The following is a 25489-nucleotide window of genomic DNA, read 5'->3' on the forward strand; positions in this document are numbered from 1 at the left end:
GCTTCGCGACGCTGCGATGGCCGACGAGCGCGGAGCTCCGCCTCGTCGGCTCATCGTGTCGATGGGAGGTCGTGCGCCGGGGAGATGGGCGAAGGGCACGAGCGGACGAGGGCCACGACGAGGCGCTCACCTCTCCCCACGAGGAGCGCCGAGTCGCCACCCGAGACGAGCTTCGTCGTGAGCGCGTTCGGAGACGAGGCGTACGCTCCTTCTCCGTCCACCGCGACCACCCAATCTCCCGCTCGCAATCCGAAGCCAACCGACTCCCCACGAGGCCGATGTGGAGCCACGCGAACGCCCGCCGGCGACGCAGTCTCGAGGGCGAGTCGCTCCATCGTCGGCGTCGCGAGCCACGCCACGTACGCGACGCCCCACGGGGCGACGTAAGATCCCATGCGTTCCGCCAACGCGCACGCGTCGACGTCGCGAGCGGTGAAGGTCCGCCCGCGTGCCGAGCTCGGCCCAGCATCCGCCAGATGCGAGACGCTGGGCGCCGTCGATAGGGGCGCTGCGTGGGGCGGCGTTGGCGGCGGGACCGACAGGGGCGTCGCGTGCGCGCACGAACACGCGCACGGTGCCCTCACAGCAGGGCGAAGCGCGACGCAGGCGAGCGCGCCGACACTCGCCCACGCGAGCCGATGAAAGAGCGTGTCCGCGAGGTCGAGAGCCGAGAGGCGCATGGCCCCCGACGCTTGCCATCGGCGTGCCAGCGCCCTTTCGGGGCGAAAATGGCGGAAGGCCATCGACCTTCGGACGTTTTGTCATCCGAGGGCCGACGGCCTTGCCAGTCTGTCGATCGAGCTCAGTAAGCGACGGGCGTGTACGGGCAGCGGAGACGCGCAGGCTCGCAGCTCGGAACCCCGGGGCCAGGCATGCAGTTGATGAAGGCGGGGCAGTCGGCAGGCTGCTCGCAGCCGCAGCCGCAGCTGTTGGAGAAGCCCGTGGTGCCGGGCTCGCACGCGTACTTGATGACCATGCACTGCTCGGGGCTCTTGCCCACGTACTTGCGGTTCGGCTCCTTCGTGGGGTCGCACGTGGGCACGCAGGCGCGCTTGGTGCAGCCGACGCCGCCGTTCTCGCCGCAGAAGCAGGTGTTGCAGCCATCCGTCGAGGGGAACGTGTCGCCCACGGAGTACGTGGAGCCGCCGTACTGGCAGGTCGCGGGCTCCTCGAGCACGCAGGCGTTCGCGCGGCACTTGGCGACCTTGCGCGCGTCGGCGTCGACGAGGTCCCGCGGGGGGGGCGCGCACGCCGGGTACGGAGGCTTGCAGGCGTTCTGCGCCGCGTAGTCCTCGGCCCGCGACGCGTTCACGGCGATCCCCTGCCACCCGGTGCAGCAGCCACCGCGCGAGACCTTCACGCAGTCTTCGTCGGTCGTGCAGGCGAACATGCCCGGCTTCACGCGGACGGAGACGGAGAACGTCGCCGGGGAGAGCGTGTACTCGCGGAACACGACGCGGAGCTTCGCTTTCGTGCCGATGCGCGCGGGGAGCTTCGTCGTGATGTGCGAGCCGAGCCCGCCCTCGGCGGCGTCGTCGTTGTAGGCGAGCATGCGCCCGTTCGCGTCGAGGATCCAGGCGACCGCGTCTTGGCGGCCCTGCCCCTTCACCCACACGTCGACCTCTTCCCCGCCGTTCGCGTTGAAGGTGTAAGCCGAGTACTTGGGCGGGTTCGTGTACCGGGTCGTGCGCACTTCTCCGGACGCGGGGATCTCGCCGAGGTTTCGGATGACCCAGGTGAGCGCGGACTCGGACTCGGAGGAGACGTCGGCCTTGTCCTCGGCGCCCGTGTCGGCCGCACAGGCGGCGAGCAGGAGGGCGCTTCCGACGAGAGAGGTCGCGAGGGCGAAGGAGCGTGCGAAGGGCTTCATGCGCGGTGCTTTGCCTCACCCACGGTGTGCGGTCAAGGCCTACATGGATCGATAGATACCTACCCCCGTTCAGGCAGGTGGCATCTGCTCGAGAATGCGGCGCTTTTCGTGGTGGCCGGGTCAGGCGAGCAGAGCAGCCGCGCGCCTCGTCAGCTCCCCCGGGGAGACCGGGCGGGAGGGCCGGAGCTCCGGCGCGAAGAGGGCTACACGTAGCTCTTCGACGTCGAGCGCGACGGCAGCGTACTCGGCCGGGCGACGGGCGAGCGCGCGGGGGTCCGAGAGCGCACGCTCGACCGCGACGAGGGGCTCACCTTTGGCGAGGTCCTTTCGTGGGTCGGCGATCGCACGACCGAGGCGCGCCTGCGCCGCGCGGAGGTAGCGCGGGTAGTGACCGAGGTCCACGAGCGTCGCGCGAGAGACGAGCTCGAGAGAGGCGAGCCTCGCGACCTGGCCGCGGAGGTCGCGGAGGCACAACGTCGCGCTCGGGTGTTTTTCGGCGCTCCGCATCGCGAGCGAGGTCTTCTCGAGCTCCTTCGCGGCCGCTCCGTACACGGCTCCGACGTCCCGCGCGGAGGCCTCGAGCCGTACTTTCCCTCGAGCGAGCAGCGCATCGAAGGCCTTCGCCGTGCGTGGGAGCGCCACTTCGCCGTCGAGCTCGAAGGCGTGATCGAGGACACGCGCGGTCACGTGCTCCCGAAACGCTTCCGCGTGCGCGCGCGACGGGAGCCCCGGCTCGGGCCAACGCGGGAACCTCGCGAGGACCGTCGCGAGCTGCCCTTTCGTGGCGAGCGCGACGAGGCGACGCACCCCGATGCGGCTCGTCGTTCGGGCCTCGTCCTCCGACGACGCCAGCGCGAGATCGACCGATGCGCCGCGATCGACGAGGACGGGATACGCCTTCACTGTGGTGCCCGCCGCGCGCCGGCTCACGACCTCGGGGACGTCGCCGAAGTCCCACGACGTCGAGCCCTTCTTGCCGAAGCGGGCTTCGTCCTGGTCGCGCCGCGATGCTCGTGCTCGCGCCGACCACGCCTCGAACCGCTCACGCGAGAACCGTTCGGTGCACACGATCTTGCCGTCGTCCGCGACGATTCGGCACGTGAGCCGGAGGTAGTGAGGCACCTCCTCGGGCCGAAACGCAGACTCGGGCACCGAGACGCCCGTCCGCGCCTCGACGACCTCGACGAGCCGCGGGACGAGCTCGCCTCGAAACGGGACGACGAGCGCCGCGCACTCGGCAGCGAGCTCGGGGATGGATCCGAGCTTTCCTTTGATGGCCTTGGGGAGACCGTGGAAGAGGTGGAAAAACTGCTCCTTTTGCCAGCCGGGTACGGTGAAGTCGAGCTCCCCGGGCCTTAGCTGCGGCACGAGGCTCTCGGGGATCTGGGCCGTGATGCCGTCCGCGTCCTCGTGCGGGTCGAAGACGTACGAGAGAGGGACCTTCGCGCCGTGGATCTCGACCGCGTCCGGGTATAGGTGAGGATCGATGGCGGCCTCGCCGACGAGCACGTCCGCGAGGGTCAGCGCGAGGGCGTCTTTCGAACGAGCCTCGGCCTCCTTCCGGTAGACCTCGAACGACACGGCGCACGTCACGTTCGCCGGGATCCGCCGGTCGAAGAAGGCGAAGAGCGCGTCGTCGTCCGCGATCATGTCGCTCGCGCGGGCCTTCGCGCGGAGGGTGGCCACCGCCTCGCGGACGGCCGCGTTCTTGGCGACGAACGCGCCGCGTGATTCGAGCTCGCCGCGGACGAGGGCGTGCTCGATGAAGATCTCTCGGGCCTTCGCGGGCTCGATGCGCGCGTAGTCGACGAGCCTGTCCTTGGCGACGACGAGCCCGTAGAGCGTGGCGCGCTCTCGGACGACGACCTTGCCCGATCGAGGCGAAAAATGCGGGTCGGCGTAGCTTCGGCGGACGAGGTGGGCGCCGGCCTCGAGGATCCAGTCGGGCTCGATGCGAGCGACCATGCGCGCGAAGAGCTGCGAGGTCTCGACGAGCTCGAACGCCATCACCCACGCGGGGGTGCGCTTCGCCACACCGGAGCTCGGGTGAAGGAGGAAGCGGGTCTGCTTCGCGCCGACGTAGGTGCGGGGCTCCGGGTGGTACTCCCCGACACGCGAGAGGAGCCCCGTGAGGAGGGCGCGGTGGAGCGCGTCGGTGTCGCCGGACGTCTCTTTCGAGCGGGTGGCCGCCGGACGTCCGCGGTCCTTCGTGTCGCGCGTGAGGCCGAGCTCGTCCACCGTGTCGGAGAGCTGTCGCCACACCTCCCTCCACTCGCGCACGCGCATGTACGACAGGAAGCCTTCGCGGCACGCACGACGGAGCCCGATGCCGCCCTTCTCGGCCGCGGCGCGGAGGTAGTCCCACGTACGTAAGAGGGTTACGAAGTCGGACCTCTCATCACGCAGCTTTTTGTGGGCTTCGTCGGCCTTTCCGGCCTGTTCGCGTGGCCTGTCGCGCACGTCGGGGACGCTGAGGCCAGCGGCCACGACCAGCACCTCGCGGAGGCACCCGAGCTCGTTGCCGGCCACGATCATGCGCGCGATCCTCGGGTCGACCGGGAAACGCGCGAGCGTCTTGCCGAGCGGGAGGAGCTCCCTCCCCGGCCCGATGGCCCCGAGCTCCTCGAGGACCCGGTAGCCCTCGGCCCACGCCCCGCGATCGGGCGCGTCGAGGAACGGAAACTCCTCCGGCTCGCCGAGGCCGAGGGCCTTCATGCGCAGGATGACGCCCGCGAGGCCGGTGCGTTTGATCTCGGGATCGGTGAAGGCCGGGCGCGACGAGAAGCTCTGCTCGTCGAAGAGACGCACGCAGACGCCCTCGCGCACGCGCCCCGAGCGCCCCTTGCGCTGCTCGGCGCTCGCCTGCGAGATGCCCTCGATTTGAAGGCGAGTCGTGCCCGAGCGGGCGTCGTAGCGCGAGAGCCTCGCGAGCCCCGGATCGACCACGAAGACGATGCCGGGCAGCGTGAGCGACGTCTCCGCGACGTTCGTAGCGAGCACGATCCGGCGACCGCGCACGGGAGCGAAGACCCGCGCCTGCTCGGCCGCCGTGAGCCGGGCGTAGAGCGGCTGCACCACGGCGTGCCGAACGGCGTAGTCGGTCTCGAGCGCGCGTGCGGCCTCGTGGATCTCACGCTCCCCCGGGAGGAACGCCAAGATGTCGCCGTCCGAGTCGAGCGCCGCCACGTCGTGCACGGCCTTGGCGACCGCCTCGCCTAGATCGAGGTCCTCGTCACGAGGCTCGTAGAGGACGGTCACGGGGAACGTCCGCCCCTCGACCTCGATCACCGGGGCGCCCCCGAAGAACTGCGAGAAGCGCTCGGTCTCGAGGGTGGCGGAGCTCACGACGACCTTGAGGTCGGGGCGCTGCGGCAAGATGCGCCGCAGGTACCCGAGTAAGAAGTCGATCGTGAGGCTCCGCTCGTGGGCCTCGTCGATCACGAGGGTGTCGTACGCCGAGAGCAGCGGATCTCCTTGGATTTCTGCGAGGAGAATGCCGTCGGTCATCACCTTGACGTACGTCGCGGGCGACGTCTTGTCGTCGAAGCGAACCTTGTATCCCACATCTTTTCCGACCTCGGTCCCGAGCTCCTCGGCGATGCGCGCCGAGACACTCGTCGCGGCGATGCGCCTCGGCTGCGTGACGCCGATGACCTTCTCGAGCCCACGCCCCATGGCGAGCGCGATCTTGGGCAGCTGCGTGGTCTTCCCCGAGCCTGTCGCGCCGGCGACGACGACGACGGGGTGGTCGGCGATCGCGCGGGCGATGTCGGGCACCTTGGCCGTGATGGGGAGGTGTTCGGGAAACTCGACCGTACCTTCGGCAGGCGATCCCGCGCGAGGCTCGACCATCGCCGTCCCATAGCAGAGGCGACCGAGCTTGTCGTGTGCACGCGCGCCTCCCCGCGTGTAGCCTGGGTCGCATGACGACCATGGGCTACAGGCGCCTCGGGCGCGCGGGTGTGAAGGTGAGCGAGCTCTCGTTCGGCTCGTGGGTCACGTACGGGCGGCAAATCGACGTCGACGCGGCCGCGGAGCACATGAAGGCCGCGTACGACGCGGGCGTGAACTTCTTCGACAACGCCGAGGTGTACTCGTCGGGCAAGTCCGAGGAGGTCATGGGCGCGGCGCTCCGGAAGCTCGGCCTCCGACGCGCGAGCTACCTCGTCTCGACGAAGTTCTACTGGGGCCTCCACGAAGGGCCGAACGAGAAGAACACCTTGAACCGCAAGTACCTGATGCAGGCGATCGACGGCTCGCTCGCGCGGTTCGGGCTCGACTACGTCGACCTCGTTTTTTGCCACAGGCCCGACAAGGACACGCCGCTCGAGGAGACGGTGCGCGCGATGCACGACATCGTGGCCTCCGGAAAGGCGCTCTACTGGGGGACCTCGGAGTGGTCCGCCGAGGACATTCGCGAGGCCTACCGCATCGCCGACCGGCGGAACCTCCACATGCCCGTCATGGAGCAGCCCGAGTACAACCTCTTCGCGCGCCGCCGCGTCGAGGCCGAGTACGCGCCCCTCTACGCCGAGGTAGGCCTCGGGACGACCACGTGGAGCCCGCTCGCCTCGGGCCTCCTCACGGGAAAATACCAGTCCGGAATTCCGAGCGACAGCCGCGCCGCCCTGAAGGGCTACGGCTGGCTCGAGGCGAGCGTGACCGACACGAAGAAGCTCGCCGCCGTCGAAGCGCTCGCGCCCATCGCGAAGGACCTCGGGTGCACGCTGTCGCAGCTCGCCATCGCGTTCTGTCTGAAGAACCCGAACGTGAGCACGGTCATCCTCGGCGCGAGCCGGGTCTCGCAGCTCACCGAGAACCTCGGCGCCCTCGCCGTCGCTCCAAAGCTCGGCCCCGACGTGCTCGCCGCGATCGACCGCGCGACCCTCCGCGGCGATCTCGGCTGAATCGAGCTCGGGGGCCCGCGTCGCTACCCCGTCGGGGGATCGCCGGCGAGGGCCCGAAGCTCGTGCCCGAGCGCCTCGAACGAAGGAATTTCGCCTTGGATCGCCCTCCTGACGAGCGCCTCGAGCGCTCGCAAGACGGCGGGCTCGGGGGCCACGAAGGTCACGGCGAGCGGGCGAGCCGCGCCGCCGTCGGCGACCACCCCCTGGGCCCCGAACGGCAGCTGGCCCACGACCGCGAAGTGGAGCGCCGCGACGACACCGAGCACGTCCACCCGCGGGTCTTCGGCGCGCTTCGCCGTGCTGGCCGCGCCGAGAGCGCGGATGCGCCGGGCGATGCCGATGTCGGACAGGACGAGGATGCGCTTCGTGTTCGTCGCCCGGAGCGAGAGGGTCGATGGCCCGATAGCCCCGTGCACGAACCCCGCGGAAGAGACCTTCCCGTATCCACGGACGAAGCGGGACACGGCCCGTAGGCCGCGATCCATCGTGAACGGCCCGCGGGTGTCGACGTAGGTCGCGAGCTCGGGGTCCTCGAGCGATTCGGACACCACGTAGTGCTCACCCGCGGCCTCGCCGTGGTCCACGAGGGCGACGAGCGCGTCGTTCGCGTTCCCGACGAGGAGCTCGAGCTCGCGAAACAATTCATCTTTTTGGCGTTCAACGAGAGGGCCGAGCCGCTCGATGCGGACGACCTGCCCCTCGTCGTTCACCGCCTCGACCAGGTTCGGCCCCAGGGACCGCATGACGGAGTACGAGCCCTTCTGGAGCTCGAGGGTGTCGAGCTCGGCGAGCCCCCGGGGGCGCGACGTCGGCCCCACGCGCGCCGCGCGTGACCCGGGCGCCGAGGGTACACCGGTCGTGCCTTCGGCGATCTCGAGGAGCGCGCTCCGGAGCTCCTCGAGAGTCGCACGCGCCCGCGCGTCGCGATGGAGGGCGAACGCGAGCGCCACCGCGAGGGCCTCCGGCACGTCACGTCGATAGGTGCGGACGTCGGGGACGGGATGCGAGCAAACGGCGCGCACGAGCTCCGGGCCCTCGAGGCTCTCGAAGGGGTTCTTTCCGGTCACGGCGAAGTAGAGCGTCATCGCCAGGGAGAAGACGTCCGATCGCACGTCGGCGTGTTTGGAGTCGAGGACCTGCTCCGGGGCCATGAAATACGGCGTGCCGAGCAGCGCGCCCGTCCCGGTGATCGAGCCCTCCGCGCCGACGCGCTTCGACAGCCCGAAGTCGCACAAAATGGCCCGACCCCGCGAAGGGTCGCGCGGGACGATCACGTTGGCCGGCTTCACGTCGCGATGAACGACCCCGCGCTCGTGCGCGTGCTCCAGCGCCAGGGACACCTCGACGCCGAGGCTCGCCACGAGCTCGGGAGAGAGCGGACCACGACGGCCGACGACGACGTCGAGATCGTCGCCTTCCAGCAGCTCGAGCACGAGGAACGGGATCTTCGTGCGCCCGTCGACGCCGTGAGCGAGGACCTTGACGATGCCGGGGTGAGAGAGCTCCCGGAGCAACGCGCCTTCGCGGAGAAACCTCGCGAGCGCCTCCGTGCCCCGCATTCCGCCCCACGTGACGAGCTTCACGGCGACGTGCCCCCACGGCGACGTCGCCTCGTGGACCTCGCCCATGCCTCCGTCGGCGATGCGGCGCACGAGAACACACTCTCCGACGACGGTCCCCGGCACGAACCGCGTCGGCTTAGGCATGCGCCCCACCGGAGAGCGACGAGCGCCCTCGGGTTCCTCGACGTGAATGGCTTCGCCTCGACACTCTCGACGAGTGTATTTTACCCGGGCTTCCTCGCAACGAAATAGAGCTTGTGCGAAAGGAGATCCCGTCGATCGAGGTACGAGGTGTACGACGGGTGAACCTCGGGGAGCTCGACCGTATCGGGGTCGCAGCCGCGTGGGTAACGCCTGTCGACTTCGACGAGCTCGAACCCGGCCTCGCGGGCCGCGTCGAGGTACGCGGACGCTCGGAGCCGGTTCTGGTAGAGCATGTCGGCGTTCACGAGCCCCCACGTGCGCTCGTCGAACCGCAGGAAGTGCCACGGGGAGATCGACGGGTCGGAGTGGCTGAAGTGGTCGCTCATGTCGACCTTCGATGCGAAGAGCCCACCCGGACGGAGGACGCGGAAGAGCTCGGCGAAGATGGCGCGAATCTCCGGGAGCGGGATGTGCTCCAACGTGAGGCTCGACGTCACGCAGTCGACCTCTCCGGACGTGAGCCCGGTCCGGCGCGCGTCCGCGGGGGCGCGGTAGTCGATGCCGAGCTCACGAAGGGCGCCGTCCACCTCGGCCTCCCCGACCTGAAACGAGGCCGGCAGGCGGCCGAGGTCGAGGCCATCGACCTGAAAGTCGGGCGGAGGGCTCGCCACGAAGCTCCGGAGCCGGGTGAGCGCGTGGTGCACGAGCTCGGGCCGGACGAAGCGGTTCAGGTCGAGCAGCGTCTGGCGCCCCACGCCCGCTGCGCGGAGAAAGAGACCCATGCCGAGATCCCACCCGGCGCCGAACTCGAAGAAGTGGGCGCGCCCAAGGTCGAGCGATGGCTCGTGCCGACGGATCGCGCGGAGGTGCTCGGCCCCGATTTGGAAGCGTCCGAGCAGCTCCTCGTCCGGAAACGGGAGCGAGCGGGTGACGTACCGCTGGAGGACGTAGCGCACCTCGGGGCCGCCCGGAACGCGGGAGAGCACCTGAGCGACGGCCGCGCGAACGGCCCATTTCGGGAGGGGAAAGGCCATGGCCTCGAGAGCCTACACGGTGGGATGCCGGCCACGCGACACGAAAGCTTCGTCTCTCCGATCCGTCCACGTTGGGCGCCCATGCGGCTCGAGTTCGGCCTAACCTCGCCGCGTGACCGCGCCCCACCCTGCCCCCGAGGTCCTCGTCTCCCCTTCGGCGCGCGACCGGCTCGACTTCGTCCGCGACCGGCTTGTTTCCGCTCCGAAAGACGCGCGCGCCACCATCGTCGGTCACGGTCTCCTCGGGTCCAACGCAGCAGCGAGGGGGCACGCGTCCGCGCTCTCGGCGACGTTCGGGGTCGTGAGGACGACTTGGCCCGCGTTCGTCGCCGAGCTCTCTCGCCTCCCGCTCGCTCGGAAGCGGCTCGTCCGGGCATCGACGCTCACCCTCGAGGCGGTGTGCGCACGGCTCGCGCGATCGCTCCGAGGCGACCTCGGAGACCTCGTGACCGTCGTCGATTTCCCGGGGCTCCCGCGCGCCCTCCTTCGCACATTGTCCGACCTGCGTCTCGCCGACGTCGACGCCGCGGACGCCCAGCTCGCCAAAGCTCCGCGCGGACCGACGCTCGCGAGGCTGCTCGCGGCCTACGAAGCGTCGCTGCTCGAGCTCGGCCTCGCCGACACCCGCACCGCCATCGACGCCGCGATCTCGACGCTCCACGGCTCGCAAACCGGCACCCCGCGCCCGGCGACCGTCCTCGTCGACGTACCGCTCGTGACGCGCGCGGAGGAGCGCCTCTTTCGTGCGTTGGCGGCGAGCGGGCCTCTCACGGTGACGATTCCGGCAGGTGATCGCCGCACGATGGCCGTGGTGGGGCGCGCGCTCGAACGCGCCGAAGCCCTCGAGACGCGACCGGCTCGCGGACCGCTCGGGCGCCTCGCAACCTACCTCCTCGCGGACGACGTCCCGGCCGAGCCGCTCGACCTCGAAGGCCGGGTGAGGCTCGGCTCGGCGCCGGGCGAGAGCCGCGAGTGCGTGGAAATCGCACGCCAAATCGAGTCGAGGGCGCGAGCGGGCGTCCCCTTCGATCGCATGGCGATCGTGCTGCGCAGCCCGGAGACCTACCTCCCCCACGTCGTCGAGGCGCTCCGGCGCGCGAGCCTGCCCGCCTACTTCGCACGTGGGCTACGGCGACCATGCCCGTCGGGCCGCGCGCTGCTCGCCCTTCTCGACTGCGCGGCGGAGGGCCTCTCGGCGCGGAGGTTCGCCGAGTACCTCTCGCTCGGCGAGGTACCGAGACGGGTCGACGACGCGCCCCCACCCGCGCGCGCGGGCACCTTCGTCCCCGCCGACGACGAGGTCACCGAGCTCCTCGCCGAGCGTGACCTACGCGGCGCGGAGGTCGAACCCGAAGGCGAGGGCGAGGACGTTTCCGACTGGGAGGGCGGCACGATCCGCGCCCCGTACCTTTGGGAGCGCGTGCTCGTCGAAGCCGCGGTGATCGGCGGTCTCGAGCGCTGGGAGCGCCGTCTCGCGGGCTTCGTCACGAGCCTTCGCCAGAAGCATGCATCTTACACTGCCGAGGGGGATCCACGGGCCGAGGGCGCGCTCCGCGACATCGAGGCCGCGACGAGCCTCGGGGCCTTCGCCCTCCCCCTCCTGCGCGACCTCGACGCCCTTCGGCAACCCGGGACGTTCCACGCGTTCATCGAGCGCATCGGTTCGCTCGCGACTCGGGCGCTCCGTCGCCCCGACCGCGCGATCGCCGTGCTCTCCGAGCTCCATCCCCTCGACGCCGAGGACCTGGTCTCGCTCTCGGAAGTCCGCACTCTCCTCGAGCCCCGCCTCTCCGACGTGCGCGAGCCCGAACGAGGGAGGCAGCTCGGGCGGGTGTTCGTCGGCGCGATCGAGGACGCCCGGGGGCTCTCCTTCGACACGGTGTTCGTCCCGGGCCTCGTCGAGAAGTCGTTCCCGAAGAAGGTCCTCGAAGATCCGCTCTTCCTCGACGAGGCCCGAAGGGCCGTGTCGCCCTACCTCGCCACGAACGACGATCGCTCCGACGACGAGCGCCTCATGCTTCGCCTCGCCACCGGCGCTGCGGAGGAGATGGTGTCCTACTCCTACCCACGCGTGGACACGGACGCCGGTCGCCCCCGGACACCGTCCTTCTATGGTCTCGAGGTGCTCCGGGTGGCCAAAGGTCACGTGCCGTCCCACGAGACCCTCCGCCGCGTCGCCGCCAACGCGTCCTCGGCGCGGCTCGGTTGGCCCGCGCCGGAGTCGCGCGAGGACGCCATCGACGACGCCGAGCACGATCTCTCCGTGCTCGCGGCCCTCGTCCACGAGGACGAGGACAAACACGTAGGCGCGGCGCGTTTTCTGCTCGGCGCGAACCCCCACCTGCGGCGCGCCCTCTACGCGCGCGCGTACCGGTGGCGTCGAGGCAAGATGGTGGAACAGGACGGGCTCGTGGACGTCCCCTCGGGGACCCTGGCGGCCGCGGCCCTCGCCGAGCACGGGCTCGCGCGACGGAGCTTTTCACCGACGGCTCTCCAACACTACGCCGCGTGCCCGTACCGCTTCTATCTGTCGGCGCTGCTCAAGCTATCGCCGCGCGAGGAGCCCTCGCCCCTCGAGGAGCTCGACCCGCTCCAACGGGGCACCCTCGTCCACGAGACCCAATATACGGTCCTCACGCGGCTCCGTGACGCGGGCCTCTTGCCGCTCGACGAGGACCGCCTCCCCCGCGCGGGCGAGCTGCTCGAGGCGTGCCTCGACGAGGTGGCGAAGCGCCACGAGGACACGCTCTGCCCGGCGATCCCGCGCGTGTGGGAGGACGGCCTCTCCGAGGTGCGGGCCGACCTCCGAGAGTGGCTGCGTCGCACGGCGATGGACTCCGTGTGGTCCCCCACCCACTTCGAGCTGTCGTTCGGGCTCGTCGAGCACGACGAGGGGCGCGACGCGGCGAGCGTCAAAGAGCCGGTCGCGCTCGCGTGTGGGCTTCGGGTGCGCGGCTCGATCGACCTCGTCGAGACAAGGCGAAGCGACGGCGCGCTTCGAGCGACGGACCACAAGACGGGCAAGGTCCGCGCCTCCGACGGAGACGTAGTCAAAGGTGGGACCATCCTCCAACCCGCGCTCTATGCGTTGGCCGTCGAGAGCTTGCTCCCCGGCCGGCCCGTCGTCGGCGGGCGGCTCTACTACTGCACCTCCACGGGCGATTACACGGCCGTCGATGTGCCGCTCGACGCCGTTACGCGTGATGCGGTGACGACGGTCGTCTCCGCCGTGGACGACGCGCTCGGCCGCGGTCTGCTCCCCGCCGCGCCCGCGAAGGACGCGTGCAAGTACTGTGACTATCGCCCCGTGTGCGGCCCCTACGAGGAGATCCGAGTGCGCACCAAACGAGACGCCCGCGCCTTGCCGCTCCTCGCCAAAGTGAGGGGGCTCGCATGACGCTCGCCGACACGTCCGCGCGGGAAGCGATCCGAAACGAGCTCGACACGACGCTCGTGGTCGAGGCCGCCGCTGGCTCCGGCAAGACGACCGAGCTCGTACGCCGCGTCGTCGCTCTCGTCGAATCGGGCCGGGCCAAGCTCTCCACCCTCGTCGCCGTCACCTTCACCGAGAAGGCCGCGGGGGAGATGAAGCTCCGGCTGCGCACGGCGATCGAGCGGGCTCGCGCACGGCACGACGAGGCCGATCCGATCCGCCGGCGGCTCGACCTGGCGATCCGCGAGCTCGAGGTGGCCCACATCGGCACCATCCACTCGTTCTGCGCCGAGATCCTCCGCGAGCGCCCCATCGAGGCGGGCATCGACCCGCTCTTCGTCGTGTGCGACGAGGGCGAGGCGCGCCGGCTCTACGGGGAGTCCTTCGATACGTGGTTCCAGGGCGTCCTCGCCGAGCCGAAGGAGAGCTTCCCTGGCGTCCATCGCGTGCTCCGGCGACGCTCCCGGGACGAGGGCCCGCGCGAGGCGCTCTTCGATGCCGGCTACCGCCTGGTCGACCAGCGCGACTTCGACGCCCCGTGGACGCGCCCCACCCTCGACCGCGACGGTCGTGTCGCTGCGCTGCTCGCGGACCTTCGTGAGCTCGGCGCGCTCGCTCTCCGCGCCGACGACAAACGCTCGGATCCCAACGACGCGGCGTGGGTGTACCTCTCGCTCGACGCCATTCGGAGATTCGTCGCCGACGTCGACCGAAAGGAAGCGACCCGCGGGGGTGAGCGGGATCTCGACGGGCTGGAGGCCGAGCTGCGTGCGCTCTCGCGAGAGCGGCTCTGGGGGTGGAAAGGCTTCGGGAGGCTCTTCGAGAAGGCCTCCGGGCTCACCCGCGAGGACGTCATCGCGCGGCGCACGGCGGTGAAGGCGAAGCTCGACGCGTACCTCGTCGACGCGGACGCCGACCTCGCCGCGCTCCTCCGCGAAGAGCTACGCCCGCTCGTCGACGCCTACGAGAGCCGGAAGCGCGAGGCGGGCAAGCTCGACTTTTTGGACCTCCTCACGAAGACCCGGGAGCTCCTTCGCCGGCGCGAGGACGTCCGACGGGACCTCCGCGCGCGCTACACCCACGTCCTCGTCGATGAGTTCCAAGACACGGATCCCCTCCAGGCCGAGATTCTGCGCACCCTGGGGCGCGCGCCGGGCGACGACGAGGGCGCGAAGGTCGTGCCCGGCAAGCTCTTTTTCGTGGGAGATCCGAAGCAGAGCATCTACCGGTTCCGCCGGGCCGACGTCGCCTTCTACGAAGCCGAAAAGCGCGCGCTCGTCGCCGAGGGCGCGAAGGTCGTCCACTTGACCACGAGCTTCCGCGCGACGTGCGACATCCAGAGCGTGGTGAACGCCGCCTTCGCTCCCGCCATGCGCGCGACGGTCGACGGCTCTCAAGCCGAGTACGTGCCGCTGGCCCCTTACCGAAACGACACGACGAGCGAGCCGAGCGTCGTCGCGCTGCCGGTCCCCAAGCCGTACTCGGACAAGATCGGCAAGGTGACGAGCTACGCGGTCGAAGATTCGCTGCCCGACGCCGTCGGTGCGTTCGTTTCGTGGCTGGTAACGACGAGCGGCTATACCGTCCCGGCGACCGAGGCGGAGCGGCGGGAGGGCAAGGGCCCGCGCGTGCCGATACGGCCCGACCACGTGTGTCTGCTCTTCAAGCGGTTCTCGTCGTTCGGCGGCGACACGACGCGACCCTACGTGCGGGCGCTCGAAGCGAGGCGCGTCCCCCACGTGCTCGTCGGAGGGCGCGGCTTCTTCGAACGTGAGGAGGTCCTGGCGCTCCGTAACGCCGCGAATTGCATCGAGTTTCCGTTCGACGAGATGGCGACCTACGCGACGCTGCGCGGGCCCTTGTTCGCCCTGACGGACTCGGCGATCTTCGGGTACCGCTCCGCGGCCCGCACCCTCGACTCACGAAAGGTCGGGTCGGTCACGGCGCTCGACGAGCACGCCCAACCCGTGGCCGAGGCCCTCGCGGTGCTCCGCGACCTCCATCGAACCAGGAACCGTCGCCCCTTCGCCGACACGCTCGCCGAGCTGCTCGAGCGGACGCGCGCGCACGCGGGATTCGCCATCTGGCCCACCGGAGAGCAAGCGCTCGCCAACGTCCTTCGGATGCTCGATCTCGCGCGGCGGGCGACCCACGCGGCGGGCGTCCACTCGTTCCGCGCCTTCGTGGACAAGCTCGAACGCGACGCCGACCGAGGGCAGGTCTCGGAGGCCATGGTCGTCGAAGAGGACGCCTCCGGAGTGCGGATGATGACCGTCCACCGCGCGAAGGGGCTCGAATTTCCCGTGGTCGTCCTCGTAGATCCCACCGCCCGCGCGACCCACAGCGAGCCGTCACGGCTCGTCGACGGGGAAAAGGGGCTCTTCGCGGCCCCGCTCTGCGGCGCGAGCCCCCTCGAGCTTTCGCGCGAGCGAGACCGCATCCTGCGCCACGATGCGGAAGAAGCGCTGCGTCTGCTCTACGTCGCGACCACGCGCGCCAAGGACATGTTGGTCGTCCCGATCGTCGGCGACGGGCCCCTCGACGAGAGCTGGCTCTCCCCCCTTTGGCCGGCTCTTCACCCCGCGAGGCCCGGGAGCCCGCTCGATCGGCCTACCCCCGTGCCCTTCGGGAGCGACAGCGTCGTCCATCGCCCCGAGAAGGCGAGGGTCGTCTCCACGGTGCGTCCCGGCTGGCACACGCCCAAGGCCGGATCGCACACGGTGCTGGTCTTCGATCCGCACGCCCTCGAGCTCGGAAAGGACGACGAGGCCGGGCTCCGCCAACAGAAGCTCCTCGCGGCCGACGAGCGCGGCCTGTCCGACGAGAGCCGAGCCCGACACGAGGCGTGGGTGGCGCGCCGAGAGAAGACGCGCCGCGACGGGGCGCGCCCGAGCGTCAGGGTCGTCACTCCGACCGAGCTCAAGGAGCAGCTCGCCTCGTCCCCTTCGGAGGTCCCCGTGGAGGTCGCCGAGGTACCTCGCTCGCGCATCGCCCGCCCTCACGGGAAGCGGTTCGGAGTGCTCGTGCACGCCCTGCTCGCCGAGGTTCCGCTCGGGGAGACGTACGACGACGAATCCCTCCCGCTGCTCGCGCGCTCCTTTGCGCGCGGTCTCGGCGCGACGGTCGACGAGGTCGACGCTGCCATCGAGACCGCCCGCACGGCGCTCGGCCACGACGTGTTTCGTAGGGCCCTCCGCTCGGGCGACGTGAGACGCGAGGTCACGGTCACGCAGACGCGCGCGGACGGGTCGCTCCTCGAGGGGGTGGTCGATCTCGTCTTTCTGGACGAGGACGGCACCTACGTGGTCGTCGACTACAAGACGGACCTCGACGTGACCCCGCGGCTCGCCTCCTACGAGGCGCAAGTAGCGCTCTACGGGGCAGCCATCCGAGACGCGACGGGCCGCGAGGTCCGTGGTGTGGTGCTCGTGGTATGAGCCGGGCTTGCGTACTCCCTCGTACAGGACGACCATGAACGCGATGAACGCTCGCGCTTTGCTTCTCGTCACACTCTCTCTCGGGATCTTCGGCCTCGCCGCCGAGGCGTGCACCGACGGCGACGTCACCACCGACGCAGGCTCGCCCGAGGGCTCCGATCCCGGCTGTTGCCCGACGGTGAAGTCGGGCTGCACCGTGCTCCGCTACGGCAAGAAGACCTCTCCGAACGACACCTGTGTCGTGGGCTTCGACGGCATCGTCCCCGACCCGAGCGCCGACGGGTGGGTGCTGCAAAAGCTCGCCGACGGGTGCGAAGCGTGGGTGCCCCCCAAGAACGTCCCGACGCTCCTGTGCGGAACCCGGCCTCCCCCCGAGGCGGGCCCCCAGGAAGACGGCGCCACCGCCCCGGATGCCTCGACGGACGCCAACGTCGACACCGGGCCCGACAGCACGACGGACTCCGCCGCGGACGCCCCGTCGGACGGCTGAGCGTCCGCTTTTCGGCGCGCGTCACCGGCCATTTCGGGCATGCTGCGCCCCATGCGCGCCCGCCCCCCCAGTCTCTTCGTCTTCGCCCCGTTGCTCTTGACTCTCGGGGCGTGCGCACCTTCATCTCCTCACATCGAGGGTCCTGTCGCAGCGAAGCCGAGCGCGACCGCGCCGGCCCGGCCTGCGCCCACGACCGCGCCGAGCCCTCCGCCGCCGCCCACGCCGCTCGCCCTCGACGTCGATCCCACCGAGTTCTTCGACGGCGCGGACAAGCTCCGCGCCCTGTGCCATGGGTCGCTCGCGACCGCGGAGGCCAAGCTCGCGGAGGTTCGAAAGCTCGCGGCGGCGCCCGACGGCGCGCTCACCACCGAGTCCGTGCTCGGGGCCATCGACGACGCGCGCCTCGCGACCAAGAACGCGGGAGACTTCAGCGCGCTCATGGCCGTCGCGCACCCCGATGCCGCGGCCCGCAAGGTCGCCGAAGAGTGCGAGCCGCTCGCGGGCAGCTTCGAGACCTCGTTCTACCTCGACAAGGTCGTGGCCGACGTCGTCGCACGATTCGCGGGCCGCGTCACGAAGGGAGACGTGAAGCTCGCGTCTCCCGAGCTTCAGCGCATGCTCACGCACCTCCGCCGCGACTACCGGCGAAACGGGCTCGAGCTCGACGCGAAGGCGCAGACCCGCCTGCGAGAGCTGAACGGCGAAATCACGCGCCTCGGGCAAGAGTTCGAGAACAACATCGCGGCCTCCACGGCGACCCTCCCCGCGACCCCGAAGGACCTCGAGGGGCTCCCTCAGAGCTACCTCGACGCCCACAAGCCGGGCCCCGATGGCACGATCACGATCAGCACCGACTACCCGGACTACTTCCCGGTGCTCCAGTACGCGAAGAACCGCGCGTTCGCCCTCGAGCTCTACAAGCGGTTCGACAACCGCGCCGCCGACAAGAACGTCGCGCTCCTCGAGAAGCTCCTCGTCGCGCGCGACGAGAAGGCGAAGCTCCTCGGGTACGCGACCTGGGCCGACTACGTGCTCGAGCCCCGCATGGCGCAGTCCCCCAAGGAGGTCGCCGGGTTCCTCGAGGGGCTCCGCACGCACATCGCCAAGAAGGGCGACGAAGAGATGGCGGAGCTTCGAGCGATGCACGCGAAGCTCGGAGGAAAGAAGGACGATCCCATCTTCGCCTCGGATCGCACCTACCTCGAGGATCGCGTGAGAAAAGCGAAGTACGGGCTCGATTCGAAAGAAGTGAGCGAGTACTTCGAGGTCTCGAAGGTCAAGGCCGGTCTCCTCGCAATCACGAGCAAGATCTTCGGCATCACGTTCCGGGCGGCGAGCGTCCCGAAGTGGCACGCCGACGTCGAGCCGATGGACGTGCTCGATGGCGAGGGTAGGCTCCTCGGCCGCTTCTACTTCGACCTCTACCCGAGGCCCGGCAAGTACAAACACGCCGCCGTGTTCTCCATCCGGGACACGAAGAAGATGAGCGATGGCAAGAGGCTCCTCCCGATCGCGGCCATCGAGTGCAACTTCCCTCGGCCGGGCGGCGAGGCCCCCGCGTTGATGAGCCATCAGGACGCGACCACGTTCTTCCACGAGTTCGGGCACGTCCTCCACCACCTGCTGAGCCGCACCGAAACGGTGACCTTCTCGGGCACGAGCGTCGCGCGCGATTTCGTCGAGGCGCCTTCGCAGATGCTGGAGGAGTGGGCGTGGGACAAATCGACGCTCGCGCTCTTCGCGCGTCACTACAAGACGGACGCGCCCTTGCCCGCCGCGCTCCACGAAAAAATGCTGCGCGCTCGCGGGTTCGGACGCGCGCTCGCGACGCAGCGTCAGCTCTTCCTCGCCGCGCTGGACCAGACGTACCACACGCGAAAACCGCCCTTCGAGACGACGCCGGTCCTCGCCGAGGTCCAAGCCAAGTACACCCCGTTCAAGTACGTCGAGGGCACGCACTTCCAGGGCACGTTCGGTCACCTCGTCGGGTACGACGCCGGGTACTACGGGTACCAATGGGCTCTCTCGATCGCGCGCGACCTCTTCACGCGCTTCTCCGCCGCGGGGCTGCTCGACCCGAAGACCGCCGCCGACTACCGAGCGAGGGTGCTCGAGCGGGGCGGGAGCGCCGACGCCGACGAGCTCGTCCGAGACTTCCTCGGGCGCCCCCGCAGCGACGCCGCCTACAAGGCCTTCCTCGTCGGCGGGAGCGCACCCGTGGCCAAGGGCTCACGATGAGCCTCCGCCGCCTCGCGAGGGTGGGCATCGCGGTCGCGGCCTCGTTGACCGCGCTCCGCTCGACCGACGCGCGGGCCTGCATGCCCGCTCCGCCACCGAACCACTTCGTGCGTGTCGCCGACGAAGCCGCCCTCATCACGTACGACGAGGCGACGAAGACCGAGCACTTCGTGAGGCGTGCCTCGTTCGAAACCGACACGACCGACTTCGGCTTCGTGGTGCCGGTGCCGTCGAGGCCCACGCTCTCCGAGGCCGACCCTTCCGTGTTCCAGCGCCTCGAGGAGCTCACGCGCCCCCCCATCGTGTACTCCCACAGGATCTCCGGCGTCGATCCGACACCGCTCTTCCTCATGACGTTCGCGATGCGCTCGGCGGTCGTGTCGGCGCCGGCGCCCGTCACGGTCCTCGACCAGCTGACGGTCGCGGGGTACGACGCCGCCATCCTCGAGGCCACGAGCCCGACCGCCCTGTCCGAGTGGCTCTCGAGCCACGGCTACGCGAGCTCCCCCGAGACCGCCGAGTGGGTCGCCCCGTACGTCGAGAAAAAGTGGCTCTTCGTCGCCCTGCGAATCGCGCCGAAGGGCGCCGCCCCCGCACCGTCGGCGCCACGGCGGGTCGGCTCCGGGCTCGTCGACATCGCCTTTCGAACGGAGGCGCCCTTCTACCCGTACCGCGAGCCGGCGAGCGCGCGGGCGGGCACGGCGGGGACGACTCGATCTCTCGCGGTGTACTACATCGGCGGAGAGAGAGTGAAAGGTACGCTGGGCGCGAGCGCGACGTGGGCCGGGGCGACGACGTTCGCCAAACGTCTCGACGCCGATGTCTCGGGCGCGCCGACGCCGACGAAGGGGCGCGTGCTGACGGCGTTCGTCGACCGCGCCTCGCCACGCCCAGGGACCGACGAGGTCTACTTTCACCGCGCCGATACGAGCGCCGACCTCGTCCCGCCGCCGATGGAGATCGTGATCGGGGACAAGGTGCCCGTACCGATCGACGTCGTGCTCGTCGTCGGCGGCGGGCTCGCGCTCGTCGCGAGGACGATCCGCAAGCGGCGCGACCGAGGGCGCTGAGGTACGCCGGGATCAGTTCTTCGTGAACGCGCCCACGACCTTCTTCGCGAACCCGTCGTACGCCGAGTCGGCCATCTGGCCGTAGACGCGCTCTTCGAGGGGGCCGTCCCCTGTCTCGCGGAGCTGGGGCACGGTCACGCCCTTCCAGACGTCGTGCTTGGTCTTGAACGTGCGGCGGTCTTGCGGGAGCACGAGGACGGCATCGAAGCCGAAGTTCAGCCCCACGATCGTGACCCGAGGCTTTCGGCTCGTGTAGGTGTGCCCCGACCAGTCGGCCCCGTGTACGAGGAAGAGGGTCGGCGCCGTGACCTTCGGGAACGGATCTTCGGCCTTTCCCGCGTCGGGCTCCGCCGCGCTCTGCACCACGTGGACGAGCTCCTTGTCGAAGCCCTCGGCGAGCTTCTCCCCTACGGCCTTCGTGAGCATCTCTTCGCGGGCTTTGTGGTGCGGCCCATCGAAGTACTTCGATATGAGCGACACGGGACCATTGTAGGTAATGGTCTTCATGATGGCCTTGTCGGCCGAGGCGAGCTTTGGCCCCGGTCGCCGGCGGAACCGCACCTCGAGCGACGGTCCCCCCTTTTCGAGGGCCGCGAAGAGCTGGGTCAGGACGGGCGACATCTCCCCGCGCGAAGCCTCGGGCACGTTGGCGAGGACCCTCGCGAGCTCTTTCTCGTAGACCGCGTGCACGGCGGCCGCGAGCTCCTTCTGGAGGCCGTGCTGGGGATACGAGGTGGCGAACCCCTGGAGCGCGCCGAGCGTCCCCTTGGCCTTCGCTCGCTCGAGCTCGGCGAGCATCGCGGAGTGGAGGGCCGCGTCGACCTCGTCCGTGATGTCCGTGTCGGGGTAGGCCGCCTTGAAGGCAACGATGGCCTCGACCGTCCCCGCGGCGGAGGCGGTCCGCAGGGCCGCGCGCGGCAAGAGCACGCGCGAGACCTCACGAGCGTGGGTCTTTCCCTGGAGGAGGTACGACCGGTACGCGGCCTCGGTCCCCGCGGCCTTGGCCCGGGAGTAGAGGAGGCCTTCGCTGGTCGCGTTTCGCATGAAGTACGTGGTCACGCCGAAGACGAGGCCGACCCCGAGCGCGACGGCCCAGCCGAGCTTCTGCCAAGCCGGGAGCACCTCGGCGTAGGGAGCGCGCGGGCCTACGGGGCTCGAGAACCGCGGCTCGTGCATGGGGTCGAGCTGCGCGAGCTTGGCCGAATCGTTCTCGGCGAGCGCGACGCGTGCATTCTGCACACCTTCGGCAACGAGCCGGGCGAGGTCCTCCCCGGCAGCCGCCTCGAACGTGTAGCTCTTTCCTGCGGCGGTCAGGGTCACCCGGGGACCCGCCCCGGAAAGGATCGCCTCGGCCGTGGGGACGATGCGCAGCTCGGCGCTCGTCGCGTCGACGATGCACGCCGGGAAGAGGTAGACCCCGCGGGGCAGCGGGAAGCACTTGACCTCGGTGACGTGCCGCCTCGAGGCGATGAACGCCAACACCGCGAGCGCGATGAGCGCGACGTAGAGGCAGAGGGCCACGACGCCGTGCTGGGAGAGGGAAGAGCCGAGGCTGCCGAACCCGACGAAGAAGAGGCCGAGGAGCAGCACGATCGCGCCACCCATGACGCCGAGCCACAAGGTGTCCTTCTTGGGCCCGCCCGGGCTCCGCGCGAGAGGTACCGGCACGAACCCTTCGGAGATCGAGCCCGTGAGCCTGTCTTGGAGTACGCGGGAGAGCGAGTAGAACGAGACAGTTCGCATCGGTCGTGGCCGGACGCACCGGCGCCCGAACCCGAAGCCTACGGACATCGGAGGCGGCGGTCACCTATTCGTCGTCTAAATCAGCGGCCGCCAAGGGGCCTTTCGGTCGAGGATCGGCGAGCGGCCGCCCCACCGGCTCCACCTCTGGCTCGCCCCGTCCTGCGCGGGCCAGCCGCCGTGACCCACCGGCGAAAAGGCCGTGGGAGCGCCGACCCGCTTGGCGGCCCGACGGTGGCGCCGATGTGGGTGTGACCGCGCGCCGCCCGGCCCAAGTCGCGGAATGAAGCCGAACGTCCGACCTTTCCTTTACCCTGCGTTGGGGGGGGGCTAGAAGAGAGCGGTGAGCGTCGTAGGCATCGATCTCGGGACGACCAACACGGTCGTGGCATCCATGCGGTCCGGCCGCGTCAACGTCCTCGGTGACGAGTCCGGCCAGCGGCTCCTGCCCTCGGTCGTCTCGTTTCATCCGAACGGCGAGGTCCTCGTCGGCAATCCGGCCAAGGCTCGGCGCGCGATGGACCCGCGCAACACGGTCGCGAGCCACAAGCGGCTCCTCGGGCGCTCGTGGAACAGCCCCGAGATCGTCCAGGCGCGCTCTCGTGTGCCCTACGAGCTCCGCGAGGGGCCCGCCCAAGGCCCGCTCGTGCACGCGCGAGGAAAAGACTACACCCTGCCCGAGATCAGCGCGTTCGTGCTGAAGCGCGCCAAACAGATCGCGGAGACGGCGCTCGGCGAGCCGGTCATGCGGGCGGTCATCACGGTGCCTGCGCACTTCAACGAGCTTCAGCGAGCGTCCACCAAGGTCGCCGGCCGCGTCTCGGGCCTCGAGGTGCTGCGCATCCTGAACGAGCCGACGGCCGCCGCGCTCGCCTATGGGCTCGGGCGCGTGGGCAGCGAGCGAATCGCCGTCTACGACTTCGGCGGTGGCACGTTCGACTGCACCCTGCTCGATCTCAACAACAACGTCTTCGAGGTGCTCGCGACCGCGGGCGACACCTTCCTCGGCGGCGACGACGTGGACGCCGCGATCGCGGAGCGCATGGCCGAGCGCTTGCTCAAGCAGCACCGCATCGACGCGAAGGCCGATCCGGGCACGTGGGAGCGCCTCCGCGCCGCGGCCGAAGAGCTGAAGATCCACCTTTCCACGCGCGACCAGGCCCAGGTCAAGATCAACGACCTCGGCTACGGAGTCGGGGGCGCGGCGCTCGCGCTCACCTTCGCGATGACCCGCGGCGAGCTCGACCAGCTCATCCAACCGCTCGTCGATCGTACGTTCCGCGTCACCCAGGACGCGCTCGCGCTCGCCCGCCTCACCCCGACCTCGTTCGACAAGGTGGTGCTCGTCGGCGGGAGCTCGCGCATTCCCCTCGTGCGTCGGAGGGTCGAGGCCTTCTTCGGGGCGCCGCCGATGGACCGCATCAACCCGGACGAGGTCGTCGCGATGGGTGCGGCAATCCAAGCCTCGGCGTTGACGGACGGAGCCGGCAAGCGGCCCATCCCGGCGCCTCCCCCGGTCCCCTCCGCGAACCCGCACACGCTCCGCGGCCTCCAGGACGAAGAGTTCACGCAGGTGAAGCCGCCTTCGACGGCGTCGGCGCCTCCCTACGCGACCGGCTCCGCGCCCCCGCCCCTCGGGCAGCGCGAGTCGAATCCTCCGTACGCGTCTCGCTCGGCGCCTCCGCCACTCGGCGATACCACCTCCACCGGGGTGACACACGACGCCAACCGCTTCGGGAGCGTCTCCGGCGCCATCCACGACCCACGGCGCGACGACGAGCCCAGCATCCCCTCGTTCTCGGGTGCGCCCGTCCCTCCTCACTCCGAGTTCTACGAGGCGGTCAAGGGCTCGCGCCCGCGCCTCGACGAGATCGAGGACTCGGAGGCTGGGTGGGTCACGGCCGACGACGAAGAGGACAGCGCGACGCTCACGGGATCGAGCCCCCCTCTCGCGGCGCAGACCGGCGAGTTCGGCACGCTCGACGAGCCGCCCTCGCTCGTGAGCTCGATCAGCGGCCAGGGAATGGCCCGTGTGCCGAGCTTCGACGACCTCGGGGATACCGCGGCCGTCCCCGGCGGAACGTTCGGCGAGATTCGCGACCTCAGCCTGATCTCGAGCTCGGGCATCTCCTCTCCTTCTCTCACGGGCGTCGGGCCGAGCTCGGAGGAGATGGACACGAACCAGCAGCCGGCGCCCGTGCTCGCCATGAAGGGCGCGCCGCCTCCCAGCATCCCCGAAATTCCCTTCGGCCCGATGGCCGAGTTCACACCGCGCCCTGCCCCGAGCCCCGCCGTCCCCTCGAAGAAACCCTCGGCGGCCAAGACGGCTCCGCTCGCCGCTCGGAACGATCCGCGCGCGGAGCCCGCCGATCCCCGCAAGACGACCGATCCGTACGGAGGCTTCGCGGCGAAGGGAGGCCCCCCCGGGGTGCCGGGCACCGGCGCTCGACCGAACCCGCTGAAGTCGACCGACCCGATGGGCGGCTCGCCGAAGCGCACGGATCCTCTCCTCGGTCAGCGCGCGCAGCAGGCGACGACCCAGCCCCTCGCCCCGCCCCAAGCCGTCATTCCGACGTCGCGCCCTGCCCCGATGGCCCCTGGCCCCGAGGCCTTCCCGTCCTCGCCACCGCCGCTCCCTCCCGGGCCCCCTCAAGGTCCACGGATGACGCGGAATCTCCCCGCCCAGAACGTCCCGCCCGAGGCCTTCCGTTCGTCTCCCCCTCCCGTTCCTGCGCCAGCGCCTCCCGGGGTGGGGGTCGGGGCGGGCGGTGGCGCGAGCGCCTTCGCGGGCGCCTCGGGAGCGTACCCCGCGGCGGCGGGCAGCGGCGGATTCCCGGCTCAGTCGGGCGGCTTCCCCGCGATCACGCCCGATTATCCCGTGCAACATGCACAGATCCACGCCCAGCCCCATGTGACGGCGCCCATGCCGGGTTTCGGCTCGGCCCCGCCGCCCATGATGCAGGGCATGCCGCAGCCCACCATGCAGGGCATGCCGCAGCCCACCATGCAGGGCATGCAGCCCCACATGATGCAGGGCATGCCGCAGGGCCCGATGATGGGTCAACCCATGGGTGCCCCGGGAATGATGCCGGGGATGTCTCCCTACGGCGGCATGCCGGCGCCGAGCATGGCGCCCCCCGTCCTCGTCGACGTCACCCCGCGCGCGCTCGTCGTCGAGACCGCGGGTGGGTTCTGCGACACCGTCATCCCTCGAAACGCCAAGATCCCTTGCGAGCGAACCCGAAAATTCTCGACGGGGCGCGACCATCAAACGTCCGTCCGTGTGCGCGTCGCCCAGGGCGAGAGCTCCGTTTTCGCTCAGAACACGTACCTCGGTGAGGTCGAGCTCTCCGGCCTTCGCCCCGCGGGGCGCGGGGAGGTCACCGTGGCCGTGACGTTCGAGCTCGACGCCGACGGCACCCTCAAGGTCCGCGCGGCCGACAGCCAGACCGGGCACGAGGCACGCGCGACGCTCCGGTTGCTCGGCGTCGCGGACGAAGAGTCCGTCGTCGACATGATCCAGCGTATGGGCGAGCCCTCGCCGGGCCTCCGGGTGTGACGACG

13 protein-coding genes are annotated in these 25489 nt (G+C 70.3%); 7 read left to right on the forward strand and 6 right to left on the reverse strand.

Features of this window, described 5'->3' with window-relative positions; genetic code table 11:
• Nucleotides 1-50 precede the first annotated feature (50 nt).
• From IPK71_24385 to hrpA, 3 genes are all read right to left on the reverse strand, one after another.
• On the reverse strand, nt 51-221 hold the full coding sequence (locus IPK71_24385; protein ID MBK8216876.1) for a hypothetical protein: 171 nt from the start codon (nt 219-221) through the stop codon (nt 51-53).
• A 581-nt stretch (nt 222-802) separates the two neighbouring features.
• Complete coding sequence (locus IPK71_24390) at nt 803-1870, reverse strand: hypothetical protein (GenBank protein MBK8216877.1); 1068 nt, start codon at nt 1868-1870, stop codon at nt 803-805.
• A 120-nt stretch (nt 1871-1990) separates the two neighbouring features.
• The gene (gene hrpA / locus IPK71_24395) at nt 1991-5722 is read right to left on the reverse strand and encodes an ATP-dependent RNA helicase HrpA (GenBank protein ID MBK8216878.1); all 3732 of its coding nucleotides are present in this window, start codon (nt 5720-5722) and stop codon (nt 1991-1993) included.
• A gap of 80 nt (nt 5723-5802) precedes the next feature.
• Here hrpA and IPK71_24400 point away from each other — a divergent pair, with 80 nt between their 5' ends.
• A complete protein-coding gene (locus tag IPK71_24400) occupies nt 5803-6777 on the forward strand; it encodes an aldo/keto reductase (protein ID MBK8216879.1) in 975 nt (324 codons plus the stop codon).
• 23 nt (nt 6778-6800) lie between these two features.
• On the opposite strand, the gene IPK71_24405 is transcribed toward IPK71_24400, so the two are convergent.
• The gene (locus IPK71_24405) at nt 6801-8483 is read right to left on the reverse strand and encodes a protein kinase (GenBank protein ID MBK8216880.1); all 1683 of its coding nucleotides are present in this window, start codon (nt 8481-8483) and stop codon (nt 6801-6803) included.
• A gap of 80 nt (nt 8484-8563) precedes the next feature.
• Nucleotides 8564-9265, reverse strand: a complete 702-nt coding sequence (locus tag IPK71_24410) for a class I SAM-dependent methyltransferase (GenBank protein MBK8216881.1) — start codon at nt 9263-9265, stop codon at nt 8564-8566.
• Between the two features lie 364 nt (nt 9266-9629).
• Here IPK71_24410 and IPK71_24415 point away from each other — a divergent pair, with 364 nt between their 5' ends.
• The 5 genes from IPK71_24415 to IPK71_24435 are packed head-to-tail and all read left to right on the forward strand — an operon-like array spanning nt 9630 to nt 20185.
• Nucleotides 9630-12914, forward strand: coding sequence for a PD-(D/E)XK nuclease family protein (locus IPK71_24415; GenBank protein MBK8216882.1), 3285 nt, complete (start codon nt 9630-9632; stop codon nt 12912-12914).
• Nucleotides 12911-16387 carry a UvrD-helicase domain-containing protein gene (locus IPK71_24420; GenBank protein MBK8216883.1) on the forward strand — a complete coding sequence of 1159 codons (3477 nt, stop codon included), beginning with the start codon at nt 12911-12913 and terminating at the stop codon, nt 16385-16387. The genes IPK71_24415 and IPK71_24420 overlap by 4 nt, the downstream gene beginning before the upstream one ends.
• 43 nt (nt 16388-16430) lie before the next feature.
• Nucleotides 16431-16877 carry a hypothetical protein gene (locus tag IPK71_24425; GenBank protein MBK8216884.1) on the forward strand — a complete coding sequence of 149 codons (447 nt, stop codon included), beginning with the start codon at nt 16431-16433 and terminating at the stop codon, nt 16875-16877.
• Nucleotides 16878-16928: 51 nt separating this feature from the next.
• Complete coding sequence (locus tag IPK71_24430) at nt 16929-19115, forward strand: Zn-dependent oligopeptidase (protein ID MBK8216885.1); 2187 nt, start codon at nt 16929-16931, stop codon at nt 19113-19115.
• On the forward strand, nt 19112-20185 hold the full coding sequence (locus IPK71_24435; protein MBK8216886.1) for a DUF2330 domain-containing protein: 1074 nt from the start codon (nt 19112-19114) through the stop codon (nt 20183-20185). The genes IPK71_24430 and IPK71_24435 overlap by 4 nt, the downstream gene beginning before the upstream one ends.
• A gap of 12 nt (nt 20186-20197) precedes the next feature.
• Here IPK71_24435 and IPK71_24440 read toward each other — a convergent pair whose 3' ends face one another.
• Nucleotides 20198-21928: a hypothetical protein gene (locus IPK71_24440; GenBank protein ID MBK8216887.1), complete on the reverse strand. Its 1731-nt coding sequence runs from the start codon at nt 21926-21928 to the stop codon at nt 20198-20200.
• A 340-nt stretch (nt 21929-22268) separates the two neighbouring features.
• Here IPK71_24440 and IPK71_24445 point away from each other — a divergent pair, with 340 nt between their 5' ends.
• Complete coding sequence (locus IPK71_24445; GenBank protein ID MBK8216888.1) at nt 22269-25484, forward strand: Hsp70 family protein; 3216 nt, start codon at nt 22269-22271, stop codon at nt 25482-25484.
• Nucleotides 25485-25489 lie beyond the last annotated feature (5 nt).

It is taken from the genome of Myxococcales bacterium (assembly GCA_016712525.1).
GTDB lineage: Bacteria > Myxococcota_A > Polyangia > Polyangiales > Polyangiaceae > JAAFHV01.